Annotated in this window: 14 protein-coding genes; 10 read left to right on the top strand and 4 right to left on the bottom strand. The window is 73.5% G+C overall.

From position 1 onward, the window contains the following. Positions 1–90 precede the first annotated feature (90 nt). Positions 91–3,354: an SNF2-related protein gene (locus ACFY2A_RS19990; protein ID WP_387173489.1), complete on the top strand. Its 3,264-nt coding sequence runs from the start codon at positions 91–93 to the stop codon at positions 3,352–3,354. Next, the gene (locus ACFY2A_RS19985) at positions 3,351–4,373 is read left to right on the top strand and encodes an SWIM zinc finger family protein (protein ID WP_387173487.1); all 1,023 of its coding nucleotides are present in this window, start codon (positions 3,351–3,353) and stop codon (positions 4,371–4,373) included. Before ACFY2A_RS19990 ends, ACFY2A_RS19985 begins: the two co-directional genes overlap by 4 nt. Positions 4,374–4,392: 19 nt before the next feature. On the opposite strand, the gene ACFY2A_RS19980 is transcribed toward ACFY2A_RS19985, so the two are convergent. Further along, a complete protein-coding gene (locus ACFY2A_RS19980) occupies positions 4,393–4,650 on the bottom strand; it encodes a DUF3040 domain-containing protein (RefSeq protein ID WP_093401288.1) in 258 nt (85 codons plus the stop codon). Between the two features lie 482 nt (positions 4,651–5,132). Between ACFY2A_RS19980 and ACFY2A_RS19975 the strand changes: the two genes are divergently transcribed. The 3 genes from ACFY2A_RS19975 to ACFY2A_RS19965 are packed head-to-tail and all read left to right on the top strand — an operon-like array spanning position 5,133 to position 7,900. Further along, entirely contained in the window at positions 5,133–6,545 is a 1,413-nt protein-coding gene (locus ACFY2A_RS19975) for a ferric reductase-like transmembrane domain-containing protein (protein WP_387173485.1), read from the top strand. Between the two features lie 15 nt (positions 6,546–6,560). Then, the gene (locus tag ACFY2A_RS19970; protein WP_387173483.1) at positions 6,561–7,118 is read left to right on the top strand and encodes an FMN-binding protein; all 558 of its coding nucleotides are present in this window, start codon (positions 6,561–6,563) and stop codon (positions 7,116–7,118) included. Between the two features lie 47 nt (positions 7,119–7,165). Next, on the top strand, positions 7,166–7,900 hold the full coding sequence (locus ACFY2A_RS19965) for an FAD:protein FMN transferase (protein WP_387173701.1): 735 nt from the start codon (positions 7,166–7,168) through the stop codon (positions 7,898–7,900). 515 nt (positions 7,901–8,415) lie between these two features. Here the strand turns inward: ACFY2A_RS19965 and ACFY2A_RS19960 are convergent. Then, positions 8,416–9,096, bottom strand: coding sequence for a bifunctional DNA primase/polymerase (locus ACFY2A_RS19960; RefSeq protein ID WP_387173481.1), 681 nt, complete (start codon positions 9,094–9,096; stop codon positions 8,416–8,418). A gap of 239 nt (positions 9,097–9,335) precedes the next feature. Between ACFY2A_RS19960 and ACFY2A_RS19955 the strand changes: the two genes are divergently transcribed. The 5 genes from ACFY2A_RS19955 to ACFY2A_RS19935 all read left to right on the top strand — a co-directional run bounded on the left by ACFY2A_RS19955 (position 9,336) and on the right by ACFY2A_RS19935 (position 14,304). Next, positions 9,336–10,565 (top strand): helix-turn-helix domain-containing protein, encoded by a 1,230-nt coding sequence (locus ACFY2A_RS19955; RefSeq protein WP_387173479.1) that lies wholly within the window; start codon positions 9,336–9,338, stop codon positions 10,563–10,565. A gap of 13 nt (positions 10,566–10,578) precedes the next feature. Then, a complete protein-coding gene (locus ACFY2A_RS19950; RefSeq protein WP_387173477.1) occupies positions 10,579–11,151 on the top strand; it encodes a flavoprotein in 573 nt (190 codons plus the stop codon). A gap of 311 nt (positions 11,152–11,462) precedes the next feature. Further along, a complete protein-coding gene (locus ACFY2A_RS19945) occupies positions 11,463–12,365 on the top strand; it encodes a Nif3-like dinuclear metal center hexameric protein (protein WP_387173475.1) in 903 nt (300 codons plus the stop codon). After that, a complete protein-coding gene (locus ACFY2A_RS19940; RefSeq protein WP_363923275.1) occupies positions 12,355–13,092 on the top strand; it encodes a C4-type zinc ribbon domain-containing protein in 738 nt (245 codons plus the stop codon). The genes ACFY2A_RS19945 and ACFY2A_RS19940 overlap by 11 nt, the downstream gene beginning before the upstream one ends. A 3-nt stretch (positions 13,093–13,095) precedes the next feature. Beyond that, a complete protein-coding gene (locus ACFY2A_RS19935; RefSeq protein ID WP_363923277.1) occupies positions 13,096–14,304 on the top strand; it encodes a bifunctional RNase H/acid phosphatase in 1,209 nt (402 codons plus the stop codon). A gap of 121 nt (positions 14,305–14,425) precedes the next feature. Here ACFY2A_RS19935 and ACFY2A_RS19930 read toward each other — a convergent pair whose 3' ends face one another. Both ACFY2A_RS19930 and ACFY2A_RS19925 read right to left on the bottom strand, forming a co-directional pair. Beyond that, positions 14,426–15,187 carry a sulfite exporter TauE/SafE family protein gene (locus ACFY2A_RS19930; protein WP_387173473.1) on the bottom strand — a complete coding sequence of 254 codons (762 nt, stop codon included), beginning with the start codon at positions 15,185–15,187 and terminating at the stop codon, positions 14,426–14,428. A gap of 83 nt (positions 15,188–15,270) precedes the next feature. Next, positions 15,271–15,783, bottom strand: a complete 513-nt coding sequence (locus tag ACFY2A_RS19925; protein WP_387173471.1) for a DinB family protein — start codon at positions 15,781–15,783, stop codon at positions 15,271–15,273. Between the last annotated feature and the right edge of the window lie 12 nt (positions 15,784–15,795).

Genomic DNA, 15,795 nt, shown 5'->3' with positions numbered 1-15,795 from the left:
GGTCGGTGCCGCCTATCCTGGCCCCGGGTGTCGTCAGGGCCCCCGGGCCGCGCGGCGTCGAGCGGGCCCGTCCGGTCCGAGGGGGAGTGCGTGCTGGTCGTCCATGGGATGTGGCTGCCCGGCCGGGCGCTGGCGGTCTGGGCCGAGGACAGCACCCTGCCACCCCACGCCCCGCGTCGTCCCGGTCGGGCACCGCGAGCCCGCCCACACCCGTTCGCCGCCGCGCACGCCACGCTTGTCGCGCTGCTGGCCGATGCCGCCGAACCGGACGACCTCGGCACCGCGTTGCTGCGCCTGCCCACCCGGGCCGGCTCGCCGGTGGACTCGCCGGAGCTGGTCCGCACCGCCGTCGTGGAACCGGTCCGTGGCCCGGTCACCCTCGCCGGGTGGCAGGTCCCGGTGCTGGCGTACGCCCCGGACGCCGCGCTGTCGTTGCTGCGTACCGTCGAGAAGCTGGCCGCCGCACCCGGCGCGAGCCTGCGACACCTGGCCGAACTGGCCGACTTCGCCACCGAACTGGCCGCCCGTGGCCGGGTCCTGCCCAGCCTCGCCGGCCCGCCCTCGGCCAGTGACCCGTCCTCGGCGACCGGCCCGTCCTCGGCCACCGCGGCGTCCGACGCCTGGGCGGTGTGGCGACCGTTGCTCACCGGTACGGACGCCGCCTGGGCCCGGTCGCTGGCGCTGGCCCTGCCCCCTGCCGCCCGGGCCGTGATCGAGGCGGAACTGCCCGCGCTGGCCCCCGGCGACCGGCACGGGCGACGCCGGGCGGCCCCGCCGGACGCCGGCCCGCGTCGGCCGGCGTCGGCCGGCGAGCGTGCGGACGAATCCGGCCGACGGTCCACGAACCGGGCGGCGGGCCCGTCCGACATGTCGGTCGAGGTGCCCGGGCTGCTGGTCGCCGACGCGCTCGACGCCCTGACCGACGCGGCCGTGCGCGCCGCACTGCCGCCGATGACGCTGGCCCGGGGAGTGCGACCGAACGGTGCAGTGGCGGCCTGGCTGGGCGGGTTGACCGGACCGCAGCGCGGGTTCACCGCCGAGGCGGCGGCGCTGCGCACGCTCCGCGCCGAGCTGGACCAGTGGCAACGCGACGCCGCCGGTGGCCCGGTGCGGGCCAGTTTCCGGCTGGTCGAGCCGTCGGCCGACGAACTGACCGAACCGGTGACGGTGGTGCCGGCCGCCCCCGACGCCGTCGTCGCCACCACCGGCCGGTGGCGGGTCGAGTTCGGGCTGCGCGCCAACGACGAGCCGGGCCTGCACGTCGACGCCGGACAGGTGTGGCGCGGCGACGGCGCGACCGTGGTCGGTGACCATCCGCAGGAGATCCTGCTGGCCGAGCTCGGCCGGGCCAGCCGACTGTGGCCGGAACTGGACGTGGCCCTGCGTACCGCCCGGCCGGAGGTGCTGGAGCTGGACACCGAGGGGGCGCACCGGTTCCTGCGCGAGGGCGCACCGACGCTGCACGCGGCGGGCTTCACGGTGCTGCTGCCGTCGTGGTGGCGGCGGCCCGCGTCGCGGCTCGGCGCCCGGCTGCGGGCCCGCTCCCGCAGCGCACCGGGCGCGGTCACCGGCCCGGCCGACCGGGTGGGACTGGACGCCCTGGTCGACTACCGCTGGGAGCTGGCCCTCGGCGACGAGCCGTTGACCGAGGACGAACTGACCCGTCTGGCGGCGCTGAAGACCCCGCTGGTGCGGCTGCGGGGGCGCTGGGTCGAACTGGACCCGAAGCGACTCGCCGCCGGCCTGCGCCTGCTGCGGTCCACCGGCGAGCTGACCGTGGCCGACCTGCTGCGGCTCGGCCTGTCCGATGCCGAGCAGCCGGACGCGTTGCCGGTGCTCGAGGTGAGTGCCGACGGCGCGCTCGGTGACCTGCTCGCCGGGGCCGTGGACCGGCGGCTCGCCCCGCTGGACGAGCCGCCGTCCTTCCACGGCACGCTGCGGGCGTACCAGCGGCGGGGGCTGGCCTGGCTGGCGTTCCTCCAGTCACTGGGGCTCGGTGGGGTCCTCGCCGACGACATGGGGCTGGGCAAGACGGTGCAGCTGCTGGCGTTGTTGGCCGTCGACCCGCCACAGGCCGGTCCGACCCTGCTGATCTGTCCGATGTCGCTGGTCGGCAACTGGCAGCGGGAGGCCGCCCGGTTCACCCCGGACAAGCGCGTACACGTGCACCACGGCGCGCAGCGGGCACGCGGCGCGGAGTTCACCGCCACCGTGCACGCCGCGGACCTGGTCCTCACCACGTACTCGGTGGCCGCCCGCGATGCCGCGGAGCTGGCCGGCGTCGACTGGCACCGGGTCGTGGTCGACGAGGCCCAGGCCATCAAGAACGCCGCCACCCGGCAGGCCGAGGCGGTCCGGTCACTGCCCGCCCGGCACCGCATCGCGGTCACCGGCACGCCGGTGGAGAACCGGCTGGCGGACCTCTGGTCCATCATGCAGTTCGCCAACCCGGGCCTGCTCGGCCCGGCGGCGACGTTCCGCAAGCGGTTCGCCGAGCCGATCGAGCGGCAGGGGGACACCGAGGCAGCCGAACGGCTTCGCCGGATCACCGGGCCGTTCGTGTTGCGCCGGCTCAAGACCGACTCGTCGATCATCTCGGACCTGCCGGAGAAGCTGGAGATGGAGGTCTTCTGCAACCTCACGGCCGAGCAGGCGGCGCTGTACCGGGTGGTCGTCGACGACATGCTGGCCCGGATCGAATCCAGCGACGGCATCGAGCGGCGCGGGCTGGTGCTGGCCACCATGACCCGGCTCAAGCAGGTCTGCAACCATCCCGCCCAGCTGCTACGCGACGGCTCGCCCCTGGACGGACGGTCGGGAAAACTGGCCCGACTGGAGGAGATCCTCGACGAGGCCCTCGCGGCAGGGGAGAAGGCCCTGCTGTTCACCCAGTTCGCGGAGTTCGGCGGGATGCTGCGCGGGCATCTGTCGGCCCGGTTCGGCCGGGAGGTGCTGTTCCTGCACGGCGGGGTCGGCAAGGCCGACCGGGATGCGATGGTGACCCGCTTCCAGTCCGCCGGCGGTCCGGCGCTGTTCGTCCTCTCGCTCAAGGCCGGCGGGACCGGGCTGACGCTTACCGCCGCCAACCACGTGGTGCACGTCGACCGGTGGTGGAACCCGGCGGTGGAGGACCAGGCCACCGACCGGGCGTTCCGGATCGGACAGCGCCGCCGGGTGCAGGTCCGCAAGTTCGTCTGCGCCGGCACGGTGGAGGAGAAGGTAGCCGCGCTGATCGCCGACAAGCGTGGCCTGGCCGCCTCGGTGGTCGGCACCGGCGAGCAGTGGGTCACCGAGCTGTCCACCGCCCAGCTGCGTGAGTTGTTCGCTCTGGAGGCGGGGGCGGTGGCCGAGTGAGCGCCGACGATGGCGGCAGGTTCGCCGACTACGGCCCGCCGCGCCGGGTCGACGGTGGGCTGCGCGCCCGCAGCACCCGGGGCGCGATCGGCGTCTCCTGGTGGTCCCGCCGGTTCCTGGAGGTGCTGGAGTCGTTCGCGCTCGGCACCCGGCTGACCCGGGGCCGGTCGTACGCCCGCGCCGGCCAGGTGCTCAGCCTGGACGTCGCGCCGGGCGTGGTGACCGCGGTGGTCCAGGGCTCCCGGGCCAAGCCGTACCAGGTCAGCGTCGCACTGCCGCCCTTTCCGGCCCGGCTGTGGGCCCGGATCGAGGGGAAACTCGCCGACCAGGCGTTCTTCAGCGCGCGGCTGCTCGCCGGCGACCTGCCGGCCGAGTTGGAGGAGCTGTTCATCGCGGCCGAGGCGCCGCTGTTCCCGGCGGCGATCAGCGACCTGGACCAGCGGTGTTCGTGCCCGGACGTCGCGGTGCCCTGTAAACACCTCGCCGCCACCTTCTACCTGCTCGCCGAGGCGTTCGACGCGGACCCGTTCACCCTGCTGCACTGGCGTGGGCGCAGCCGGGCGGACCTGCTCGCCCGGCTACGGCACCTGCGCGCCGACGCCCACGCGTCGACGACAACGCAAGCCCGGGACGGCGAGTCGACAGCCGGTGCCGGCGCCCCTGCGGATCGGGGCGGCACAGCATCGCCGCACCCGACCGGCCACAATGGCCACTCGGACGCGCTGGCGACCGGGCCGGTCGACACCGGCCGCGATGGCGGCGGGTGGCCCGGGCACCACGAGGCGGACGTGCCCGCCGCAGGTGCCGCCCGGGCGCTGGCCGACCTGCCCGTCACGCCGCTGGCCGAGGCGGTCGACCGGTTCTGGTTGCCGCCCGTGCCGCTGCCCGACCGCCCGCCGAGCCTGACCGCCCACCCGGACCTGTTGTTGCGGCAACTGGGCGCACCCGCGCCGGCCATCGGCGGGCCGGGACTCGTCGAACGCCTGCGCCCCGCCTACCGCCAGCTCGGCGAAGAGTGAACCACCACGACCGTCCGGTTCACAGCCAACGTTGACGGAACCGCCACATCAGCGCCGCATTGGTCAACAGCACCACCGCGAAGATCGCCCCGGCCAGCCGGCCGGCGAGCACGGTGGTCGCCGGCAGTGCCGCCCAGAGCACGACGGTCAACAACAGCAGCCAGCGGCCGTGACGGCCCCGGGCTCGGTGGTCGAGCCGGGCGAAGAACGCCGGATCACTCTCCCGCAAATGGCGGGTGATCTGCTCAAATCTGCGTTGATCCTCTTTGCTGAGCATGTGCCTTCCCCTCACGCGTTCAGCAACGGTGCGACGGAATACCCGCTGCGGAGAGGGCTCACGCGCTCTTCCTGTTGCTACTTTGGCGCCCACGGCTCGGGAGCGCGGCCGGGCGAGAGCTGAACGACCCCTTATCCGAGGCTTAAATTTCACCTCCGCGACGGGTCGGCGCGGCGACGGTACCGGTTGTCGGATTGCCGCCCGCTGAGCATCGGCGACCAGCGAAGGCCCTGCTTGTGACGTGCGTACCCGAATTGGCCGACAACCGCCCGACGCCTGCCCCTGATGAGTTCCGCCTTAAGTGCTCCGGCCGGGGGCGGTCGACGGCCTTGTCGGGATGCCGACCGGTGACTACCTTCCCGGGGCAAACCCTCAGGCAGCAGGCGTCGCACCTCGGGAGACCGGTCACGTCCTGGGTCGACGCCCGGCAGGAATCGGAAACGGTGCATGGCCGATCAGCTCGACGAGTGCGGCGGCCGGGCGTGACGACCTACCCCCGCCCGTACGTCAGTCCCCGGCCGGATCTCCGCGCCGGGCCCGGGTCGCATCCACCCGCCCCACCGCCGGCCGTGCCGCGGCGCGGCGCCGGTGGCCGGCGACTGCTGATCGTGCTGTTCCTGGGCGGTCTCGTGGCCAGCGTGCTGCCGTGGTGGCTGGACACCCCGGCCGGCTCGTTGAGCGGTTCCACCGCGATGACCACCGCCGCCGGGCAGATCACCGGACTGGTCGCCGGCTACCTGCTGCTGGTCCAGGTGCTGATGATGAGCCGCCTGCCGGTGCTGGAACGGTGGGCCGGTGGCGAGCGGATCGCCCGCTGGCACCGCGACGTCGCCGCCACGCTGCTGGTCGCGGTGCTCGCCCACGCGGCCCTGATCCTGGTCGGCTACGCCGGGCTGGAGGGTCGCTCGCTGCTCGGTCAGGCCGGCGTGATGCTGCGCGAGTACCAGGACATGGTCTCCGCGTTCGCCGCTGCCGGTCTGCTGGTGCTTGTCGGGTTGGTAAGCGTGCGGGCGGTACGTCGGGTGCTGCCGTACGAGCTGTGGCACGCCACCCACCTGGCCGCGTACGCCGTGCTGCTGCTCGGCTTCGCCCACCAGTTCAGCAACGGCAGCCAGCTGTTCCGGCCCGGTCCGGCGCGTACCGGATGGATCGCCCTGTACGTGCTGGTGGCCGCCGCGTGGCTGTGGGGTCGGTTGGTCGTCCCGCTGCGGTTCAACCTGCGGCACCGGCTACGGGTCGCTGACGTGGTCACCGAAAGTCCCGACGCCGTCTCGCTCTACCTGACCGGGTCGGGCCTCGATCGGCTGGAGCTGTTGGGTGGGCAGTTCTTCCGCTGGCGCTTCCTGACCCGGGGCTGCTGGTGGCAGTCGCACCCGTTCTCGGTCTCCGCCGCGGCCAACGACCGCTGGCTGCGACTGACCGTCAAGGTGGTCGGTCGGCACACCCAGGACCTCCGCAATCTCGACCCGGGCGTACGGGTCTGGGCGGTCGGCCCGTCGGGCACCTGCACGGCAGCCCACCGCACCCGGGAACGTGCGCTGCTGATCGCCGCCGGCAGCGGCATCACCCCGCTGCGGGCGATGCTGGAGGAACTGCCGCCCGGTGCCGCCCTGATCTACCGGGCCCGTACCCCCGCCGACGTGCTGTTGCAGGAGGAGTTGGACTGGCTGGCCCGAAACCGCGGTCTGCGGGTCTGGTACGTCGTCGGCTCCCGCAACGACCCGGGCCCACGGCAGGTGATGACCCCGGACGGGCTGCGCCAACTGGTGCCGGACGTGGCCCGTCGCGACGTCTACCTGTGCGGCCCACCCGGCCTGGTCGAGCAGTACCGACGGGTGCTCCGCCAGGCCGGCGTCCGCCGCCGCCAGATCCACCTCGCCACCTTCGAACTCTGAGAGGGCCCACACCGCATGCGTCGCGCGCTTCTCGCGATCACCGGCCTGGCCGCCAGCACCACCGCGCTGGTGGTGTTCAAGGCCGCCCCGGGCACCGGTCAACCGGCCCAGGAGGCCCCCACCGCCGCCGAGGGACCGGCACCAGCAGCCGGCCCGGAGGAGGCGACGCCGCGGGCCAGCACCTCGCCGAAACCGACGCGCAGCGCGCCCAGGGCGAGCCGGTCCGCTTCGAGTGGTGCACCGAAGACCCCGGCCGCGTCCCGGACCGGCCCGGCCGCCGCGCAACCCACCGCCAACACGGTCGTCGGACCGGTGGTGAGCAACGAGTTCGGCGACGTGCAGGTCCGCATCACGGTGGTCGGCGACCAGATCGTCAATGCGGCGGCACTTCAGCTGCCGCGCAGGACGGCCCAGTCCGACCAGCGCAGCGACCAGGTCGACAGCCGCTACAGCGGTGCGGTGGGGATGGTGGTGGAACGGCAGGGCGCCGACCTGGACACCGTTTCGGGCGCGACCGCGACCAGCGACTCCTACCGGCGGTCGTTGCAGGCTGCGATCGACCAGACCCGATGAGCGTGGACACCTTGACCCGACCCGGGCTGCGGCGGGTCGAACACGTGATGGGTACCCCGGTCAGCCTCGACATCGCCGACGACCGGCCCACGACGGAGTTGGCCGCGCTGGCCGACGAGGTGTTCGCCTGGCTGCGGGAGGTGGACGCGAGGTTCAGCACCTACCGGCCGGACAGCGAGGTGTGCCGCTTCGACCGGGGCGAACTGCTGCTCTCCGAGGCGTCGGCCGACCTGCGCCGGGTGCTGGAACGCTGCGCCGACCTGTGGGGTGCCACGGACGGCTTCTTCGACGCGTACGCCACCGGCGGACTGGACCCGTCCGGGTACGTCAAGGGCTGGGCGGTCCAGGTGGCCTCGGACCGGTTGCGCGCGGCGGGTGCCGACAACCACTGCCTGAACGCCGGTGGTGACGTCCGGGTGCGGGGCCACTCCTCGACCGGACTGCCGTGGCGGATCGGTGTGCGGCACCCCTGGAACCCGCCGGCGGTCTGTCTGGTGCTCACCGGGACGGACCTGGCGGTCGCCACGTCGGGTGTCTACGAACGTGGCCCCCACGTTCGGGATCCGCGTCGTGGAGCCCCGGCCCGGGGCCTGAGGTCGGTGACGGTGGTCGGGCACGACCTCGGACTTGCCGACGCGTACGCCACCGCAGCCGTGGCCATGGGGGTGGCCGGGATCGGTTGGCTGGACCGGCTGCCCGCGCACCGGCACGTGGTGGTCACCGACGACGCGCGGTGCCTGCACTCCGTCAACCTGCCGCTGGCCGACAACCCCATCGACTGACCGCACCGACGCCGCCCTCGCCCTCCCGCCCCCTCGCCCTTCCGGCCGCGGCCAGCCGTGTTCGGTGGCAGCGAAGGTGGCCGACACGCCGGCCAGGAACTCCCTCCACTGCCACGGATCGCGGCTGCGCGTTGACCAGGCGCAGACGGCGGGGTCGGGGTGGCGCTCGAAGGTGGGCGGTGGGTGATAGCTGGGCGGGTCAGGGCCAGCGGGCCGGGCGGTGGGTGATGGCTGGGCGGGATCCGGTCGGTCGGGGACGGCCGGGCCGGGCACCCGGTGGACGGGTGGCCGCCCATCGGTGGCCGGGCCGGTGTCGCCGGGGCGGCTCTGCTCCGCCCGGGTGGTGTCTGGTGTCGCCGGTGGACATCGCATCCCCGCTCCCGGCGCAGGCGCGCCGTCGAAGGATCCAACGAGCGCCGGTGCGTTCGGGTCTCGCTGCCGGCGCCGGGGAGCGCGGCGACGTGCGTGCCGGAGTGGTCTGGCAGGGGCCGGTGGCCATCGCACCGCGCGCCCGGTCAGCGGCCTCGGCGGGGCAGCGGTAGATGGCCGGGGACCAGTGCCGAGGTCAGCCTCACTCCGGTCGCTCGCAGCGCCTCGACCAGCGTGTTCTGCACCAGGTAGGCGTCCGGTAGCTGCCATCGGGCCTGTTCCGGTGCGACCGCCCAGCGGACCTGTCCCTCGGGCAGTCGGGTCGGTGGCGCCGGAACCCACGAGCCGCGACCGTGCAGCACCACGTCGAAACAGTGCTCAAGTTCCGGTCGCAGTGGGTCGCCCGGGCGGACCAGGAACATCCACCGCCCGGTCGGGGTGACCAGCACCGGTCCGCGTACCCCCGGGCCGACCGGGTGGACGCGCACCGCGTCCAGGACCAGCCGGCCCAGGTGGGCGGGGACCTCCAGCACGTCGAAGGAGCGGCCGGTGGGCAGCAGTACGCCGTGTGGCCGGGACCGCCACCAGGTGGCCACCCGCGCCGGGTCGGTGCTGGCCGCGTGCTCCCAGTCCTCCAGGGCCGGATGGCAGCCGACCGTCGGACAGCCGGCCCGGCCGCAGACGAAGCGGCTCCGTGCCAGGCAGGCGCCCGGGGTGATCGCCCAGCCGTGCAGGGCGTAGCGCACGGCGATCCGGCGCAGCCGTACCCGTTCCAACGGCGACAGCCGCGCCACATGCGGACCGACATTCCCCCACATTGGTGCCATCTCCCCTCGCCGCGCCCGACCGGCGTCAGCTCGTACGTCGAGACCCGTCACTGCCGCAGCCCGTCCTCGTTTGTTTGGCAAAGTGGCCGATGCAACTTGCACGAAAAGTACGAGGTTCGGCCGGACGGCTGACGCACCTCCTGTGCGACCAGCGGAAACCTGAGATACGGACGGATCGCCGCGCCCACGAACGGCCCCCGGCCCCCGGCCAGGGCTCCAGCAAGGGGAGGACTGGGGAGATGGACGAGCTACCCATCGGGCGGCGGGTGGCCTACTGGCGCGGCCGGCGGAAGATGTCGCAGCAGGTTTTCGCCGACCGGTTGGGCAAATCGAAGAGCTGGGTCGACAAGATCGAGCGGGGCGTGCGGCGACTGGACAAGTTCTCCGTGCTCTACGAGATCGCCGACATCCTCCAGATGGACGTGCAGCTGCTGCTCGGCAAGGATCCGGAGCGGCGCACCGACGCGCTCAACTGCATCGACCAGTTCGAGGTCGAGGAGATCCGGGCCGCACTGGAACGTTACGACTCGATCAGCGCGTACTTCGACGCGGCACCGAGCCCACCCCCGCTGGCCGACATGAGCAAGGCGGTCACCCACGCCTGGCTGACCTACCAGTACGGCCGTTACGGGATGCTCACCCGGGCCCTGCCGAAGCTGCTCCGCGACGCCCAGGCGGCCGACGCCGCGTACGGCGGTGACCAGGCCCAGCGTGCCGCCCACCTGCTCGGGCAGGTCTACCAGCTCGCCTCCTCGGTGCTGCGCAAGCTGGGCGAGTGCGATCTCGCCTGGCTCGCCGCCGACCGTTCCATCGCCGTCGCGCAACGCGCCGACGACCAGTTGCTCGCCGGTGTCGCCACCACCCGGGTCTGCAACGCGCTGGTGGCGATGGGCCGGCCCCGGCCGGCGCTGGAGCTGAACGTGCGGATCGCCAACCAACTCGCCCCGGGCGGCGGCAACGACAGCCGCCCCGAGCGCCTCTCCGTCTACGGGATGTTGCTGCTCCAGGGTGCGATGGCCGCCTCCCGCATCGGTGACACCGCCACCGTGGAGGATTTGCTCGACGGAGCGCATGCTGCGGCGGTCGAGCTCGGCGGCGACCACAACCACTACTGGACCTCGTTCGGGTTGACCAATGTGGAGCTGCACCGGGCGGCAGCCGCCGTCGAGCTGGGCGACGGCGGGCGGGCCGTCGAGGTGCACCGCCAGAAGATCCAGCCCGCGCCGTTCGACGCGATGCTGCCCGAACGCCGGGCGCACCACCTGCTCGACCTGGCCCGGGGCTTCGCGTTGATCGGCGATGTGGCCAACGCCGGGGAGATGCTGCTGCGCGGTGACCGCCTGGCGCCGTCCGAGATCCGCTGCCGCCCGATCGCCCACGAGGTGATGTCGGACGTCCTTCGTCGCACACGTGGTGCGCCGCCTTCTCCGATCGCAGAGTTGGCTGAGCACATGGGAGTAGGAGTATGACCTCGGAGCCGGCATGACCGGTTCGCACCGCCACGACGGGCACCGCCAGGTGCTCTACATCATCGCCTGTGGTTCGCCATTGGCCCGAGACGTGGGCCGGCTCGTCGACCTGGCCCAGCAGGACGGCTGGGACGTCTGCGTGATCACCACGCCCGACGGTGCCAAGTTCGTCGATCGCACCGCACTGGCCCGCCAGACCGGTCACCCGGTACGCACCCACTACAAGAACCCGGGCGACCCCGACGTGTTGCCCACCGCCGACGCCATGATCGTCTGCCCGGCCACGGTCAACACCGTAAACAAGTGGGTGGCCGGCATCGCGGACACCCTCGCCCTGGGGCTGCTGGTGGAGGCCCAGGGCCGGGAGATACCGCTGGTGGCCGTGCCGTACACCAACGCGGCGATGGCCGCCCACCCCGCCTTCCGGGCGGGCCTCGCCCGGCTCTCCGAATGGGGGGTGGGCGTGCTCTTCGGCGATGACGTCTACCCCCTGCATCCGCCGGGGACGGGTGAGCGGCACCAGCATGCCTTCCCGTGGGCGCTGCCGCTTACCGTCGTGCGTGACCGCCTCTGCCGGACCGGTTGACCGACGTCCCACAGCTGACGCCGCCGGTCGGGCCCGGGCGACAGTTCGGGACCGACCGCCGGAGAATTCACGGTCCAGCCGCGGCAAGGTCCATGGCCGGGTCTCCGAGGTCCGCGTACCGGCATCGGACCGAGCCGCTGCACGGCGTCTGCGTGCGGCCAACGGGCTGAGCCGCTGCACGGCGTTCGCATGCGACGGGGCCGGCAGCGGGCCGAGCCGCTCCTTGGCCTCCCGGGCCGGGCACACCGGCCCGGCCCGGTGTGCCCGGGTGACGTCCGGTAGAAGTGCTGACGCCGGTAAGCTCACCGGCCGTGAGCACAACCGCAGCCGTACCGACCGTCGCCGACGTGGTGGCCGAGGTGGCGCGGCACTACCCGCCGGCCTGGGCCGAGGAGTGGGATCGGGTCGGCCTGGTGCTCGGCGAGCCGTCCGCCCCCGTACGCCGGATCCTCTGCGTCGTGGACGTGGTGCCCGAGACGGTCGCGGAGGCGCTCGACGCGGGCGTCGATATGATCATCGCCCATCACCCGCTGCTGCTGCGCGGGGTGTCGTCGGTGGCGCCGACCACCTACAAGGGCCGCATCGTCCACCAGCTGATCAAGGCCGATGTCGCGCTCTACGTCGCGCACACCAACGCCGACGTGGCCGTGCCGGGCGTGTCCGACGCCCTCGCCGCCCGGCTCGGCCTGCTCGACCTGCGCCCGCTGCAACCGGCCCGCCCCGGCACCCCCGCCGAGGGGGAGGGGCGCGGTGCCGGTCGGATCGGCCGGCTGCCGCAGCCGCTGACCCTCGCCGAACTGGCCCGCCGGGCCGCCGCCGTACTGCCGGCCACCGCCGCCGGGGTGCGCGCCGCGGGCGATCCGGACCGCATGGTGCGTACCCTGGCAGTCTGCGGTGGCGCCGGGGACAGCTTCCTGGCCGACGCCGCCGCCGCCGGGGTGGACGCCTACCTCACCTCGGACCTGCGCCACCATCCGGCCGGCGAGCACCTCGCCACCGGAGGGCCGGCGTTGCTCGACGCCACCCACTGGGCCACCGAACGGCCGTGGCTGGACGACCTCGCGGCGCTGCTACGGGCCGCGCCCGGCGTCGAGACCCTGGTGTCCGACCTGGACACCGACCCGTGGACCGTGCACGCCGCCTCACCGCACCCGGACGAACCCGCGCCGGACGAACCCGCAGCGGACGACAAGGAGCCCGACCGTGAAGGCTGACCCCCAGGTCCAGCGCCGCCTGCTCGATCTCCAGGCGATCGACACCGCCCTCGCCCAGCTCGCCCACCGGCGTCGGTCGTTGCCCGAGCGGGCCGAACTGGAGGCCCTCGCCCGGGAGTTGTCCGCCCTGGAGGACGAGCGGGTCCGCGCCCAGGTGGCGGTCGACGACCTGGACCGCGACATCGCCCGGTTGGAGAAGGACGTGGACCAGGTCCGGGCGCGCAAGACCAAGGACGAGGACCGGCTGGCCGCCGGCACCGGCCCGGCCCGGGAGCTGGAGGCGCTCCAGCACGAGCTGGCCTCCCTCAACCGCAGGCAGAGCGACCTGGAGGACGCCGAGCTGGAGCTGATGGAGCAGCGGGAGACCGCCCAGTCGGTGCTGGACGGGGTGGAGCAGCGGCTGGCCGAGGTGCGTGAACGGCGGGCCGCCACCGAGCAGCGGCGCGACGACAGCCTCGCCGAGATCGGTCGCGAGGAGGAGTTCAAGCGCTCCGCCCGGCAGCCCCTCGCCAACGACCTGCCCACCGACCTGGTGCAGCTCTACGACCGGATCCGCACCGACTCCGGACTCGGTGCGGCGCTGCTGACCGCCGGCCGCTGCGGCGGATGTCGGCTGGAGCTTTCCGGCGCCGACCTGGCCCGGATCCGTAAGTCCGACCCGGACGACGTGGTCCGCTGCGAGGAGTGTCGCCGGATCATGGTCCGCACCAACGAGTCCGGGCTGTAGCCGATGGCCACGCGGACGGTCCTCGTCGAGGCCGACGGTGGATCCCGGGGCAACCCCGGCCCGGCCGGATACGGTGCGGTGCTCCGCGACACGGCAACCGGCGAGGTGCTGGCCGAGCGGAGCGAGGCGATCGGCACCGCCACCAACAACGTCGCCGAGTACCGGGGACTGATCGCCGGCCTGGCCGCCGCCGCCGAACTGGGTGCCGACGAGGTCGAGGTGCGGATGGACTCCAAGCTGGTCGTCGAGCAGATGTGCGGCCGCTGGCAGATCAAGCACCCCGGTCTGCGCCCGCTGGCCGCCGAGGCCGCCCAACTGGTCAGCCGGTTCACCGCCGTACGGTTCAGCTGGATTCCCCGGGACCGCAACACCCACGCCGACGCCCTCGCCAACGCCGCGATGGACGCCGCGGCCGCGTCCGGCGTCGCCACGCCGACCGTCGAGCCGCCCCGCGTGGTCGAGCCGCCGCGCCGCCTCGGTGGCCCGGAGCCCGCCGGCGGCGGTGCCGCCGAGGTCGCCGCCCGGGCCGAGTCACCTGGTGCCGACCTGACCAGCGCCCCGGTGTCCTGGGAGCCCCGACCCAGCTTCACCGCCACCCGGCTCATCCTGGTCCGGCACGGCGAGACCGAGTACACCGAGCAGGGCCGCTACTCCGGTCGCGGTGACATCCCGCTCAGCAGCAAGGGGCAGGCTCAGGTGCGGGCCACGGCCGCGCGGGTGGCCGCGCTCGCCCCGGACGCCGTGGCCGTGGTCAGCTCACCGCTGTCCCGGTGCACGGCGACCGCCGAGGCGATCGCCGCCGCCGTCGGTGACCTGCCGGTACGCCGCGACGACGAACTCATCGAATGCGACTTCGGTGCCTGGGAAGGGCGCACCTTCGCCGAGGTACGCGAGGGCTGGGCCGGCGAACTCGACGCGTGGCTCGCCTCCACCCGGGTCGCCCCGCCGGACGGCGAATCGTTCGCCGCGGTCGCCGAACGGTGTGCCCGGGTGGCGCGGCGACTGCTCGACGCGTACCCCGGTCAGACCGTCGTGGTGGTCTCGCACGTCTCGCCGATCAAGCTGATGCTGCGCGACGCGCTCGCCGCCACCGACTCCTTCCTGCACCGCCTCTACCTCGACGCGGCCGGCATCTCGGTCCTCGACCGCTGGCCCGACGGCGGCGTCGCCGTCCGCTCCGTAAACGAAACCGCCCACCTCGCCCACCTCTGACCCGCCCCGCCCCACGCCCCGCCGCCCCGCGCCTCGCCTCGCCTCGTCGATCTTGCACCTTTGGTCGTCGATAGGTAACTGATGCCCGATTTGCGGGGACACCAGGCGCAAGATCGGCGGTTCAGGCGAGGGCGCGCCACAGCAGGTAGGTGCCGATGAGGGTGCCGAAGACGACGATGATGGTCTTCAGGACCGCCGAGGGGAGCCGGCGGACCAGGCGGGCGCCGGCGTACCCGCCGACCAGCGTGGCCGGAGCGACCACCGCGACCCCGGCCCAGTTCACCGGGCCGGCGATGGCGAAGACGACCACGGTGGTCAGGCCGATCACGGCGGAAAGCAGATTCTTGATCGCGCTCACCCGGGCGAGCGTCGCGTCCAGCACCAGGGCCAGACCGGCGACCAGCATCACCCCGACGGCGGCGCCGAAGTAGCCGCCGTAGACCGCGGCCAGCGTCACCACCACCTGAACCGTCACGGCCCGGCGGCGCGGTGGCAGGTCACGCGGATGGCCGACCAGCCGGCGCAGCGGATCCTGGAACGCCAGCAGCGCGGTCGCCCCCAGCACCAGGAAGGGTACGACCAGCTCGAACGCCCGCGCCGGGGTGACCAGCAGCAGCCCGGCACCGGCCAACGCGCCGACCACGGTGGTGGGCACCAACGCGGTCAGCAGCCGTGACCGGGGCAGATCCACCCGACTGCCCGCCACGGCGGCGAAATACCCGGGGGCGACCGACAGCGAGTTGGTGACGTTCGCCGGCACCGGCGGCAACCCGATCGCGAGCAACGCCGGAAACGTGATCAGCGACCCACCACCGGCCACCGCGTTGACCGTACCCGCGGCGAGACCGGCGGCGAGCAGTAGCGCGGCTTCGGCGAGTTCCATGATCCGCAGGCTAGCCGTCCGGGACGCGGGCCGCCGCCCGACCGGACGGCTGCGGGAGATCGCGGCCCGTACCCTCGCCGGAGCTACTCGCCCAGCGGACCACCGGCCAGCTCGGCCACGATGTCGAGGTGCCCGAGGTGGCGGGCGTACTCCTGGACCAGGTGGAACATCACCCGCTCCAGCGACGCCGGATCCGCGCCCTCCCACCGTGGCCCCGGCATCCCGCGTGCCGCCAGGTCGGTGCCCTCGACCACCGCCCGGGTGTGCGCGCCCTGAGCCCGCAGCGCGGCCGTCAGCTCAGCGAAGCTCTCCTCCGGCGCGACGTACCACCGGTCGTCTCGCTGGTCGCCCCACGGGTCCGCGACGTCGCGCCCCTGGAACCCCCACTCGATCCAGCGAAGTTCCACGTGGCGCAGGTGCTTGAGCAACTCCAGCGGGGTCCAGCCGGACGGCAGTCGGCTGCCCCGCCGCTCCTCCTCGGTCAGCCCGGCAGCCTTCGCCAGGACGCTTTCCCGGAAATAATCGAGGTAGCGCAGAAACACCTCGGCCCGCCTGTCGGCTGGCGCGGTCGGTTCGGGAAACGGCGGTATCGTCACGGCGCCATTATC

The organism is Micromonospora sp. NPDC000442 (assembly GCF_042898635.1).
In the GTDB taxonomy this organism is placed as follows: Bacteria; Actinomycetota; Actinomycetes; order Mycobacteriales; family Micromonosporaceae; genus Micromonospora.
The sequence above is the reverse complement of the archived record's forward strand: the minus strand, read 5'-3'. Positions and strand labels throughout refer to the sequence as shown.

Excerpts from the sequence above, each read along its gene's own strand:
- ACFY2A_RS19980 (WP_093401288.1), bottom strand. The coding sequence starts at position 4,650 with ATGCTCAGCAAAGAGGATCAACGCAGATTTGAGCAGATCACCCGCCAT.
- ACFY2A_RS19970 (WP_387173483.1), top strand. The coding sequence starts at position 6,561 with ATGCGTCGCGCGCTTCTCGCGATCACCGGCCTGGCCGCCAGCACCACC.
- ACFY2A_RS19965 (WP_387173701.1), top strand. The coding sequence starts at position 7,166 with ATGGGTACCCCGGTCAGCCTCGACATCGCCGACGACCGGCCCACGACG.
- ACFY2A_RS19960 (WP_387173481.1), bottom strand. The coding sequence starts at position 9,096 with ATGGCACCAATGTGGGGGAATGTCGGTCCGCATGTGGCGCGGCTGTCG.
- ACFY2A_RS19955 (WP_387173479.1), top strand. The coding sequence starts at position 9,336 with ATGGACGAGCTACCCATCGGGCGGCGGGTGGCCTACTGGCGCGGCCGG.
- ACFY2A_RS19950 (WP_387173477.1), top strand. The coding sequence starts at position 10,579 with ATGACCGGTTCGCACCGCCACGACGGGCACCGCCAGGTGCTCTACATC.
- ACFY2A_RS19935 (WP_363923277.1), top strand. The coding sequence starts at position 13,096 with ATGGCCACGCGGACGGTCCTCGTCGAGGCCGACGGTGGATCCCGGGGC.
- ACFY2A_RS19930 (WP_387173473.1), bottom strand. The coding sequence starts at position 15,187 with ATGGAACTCGCCGAAGCCGCGCTACTGCTCGCCGCCGGTCTCGCCGCG.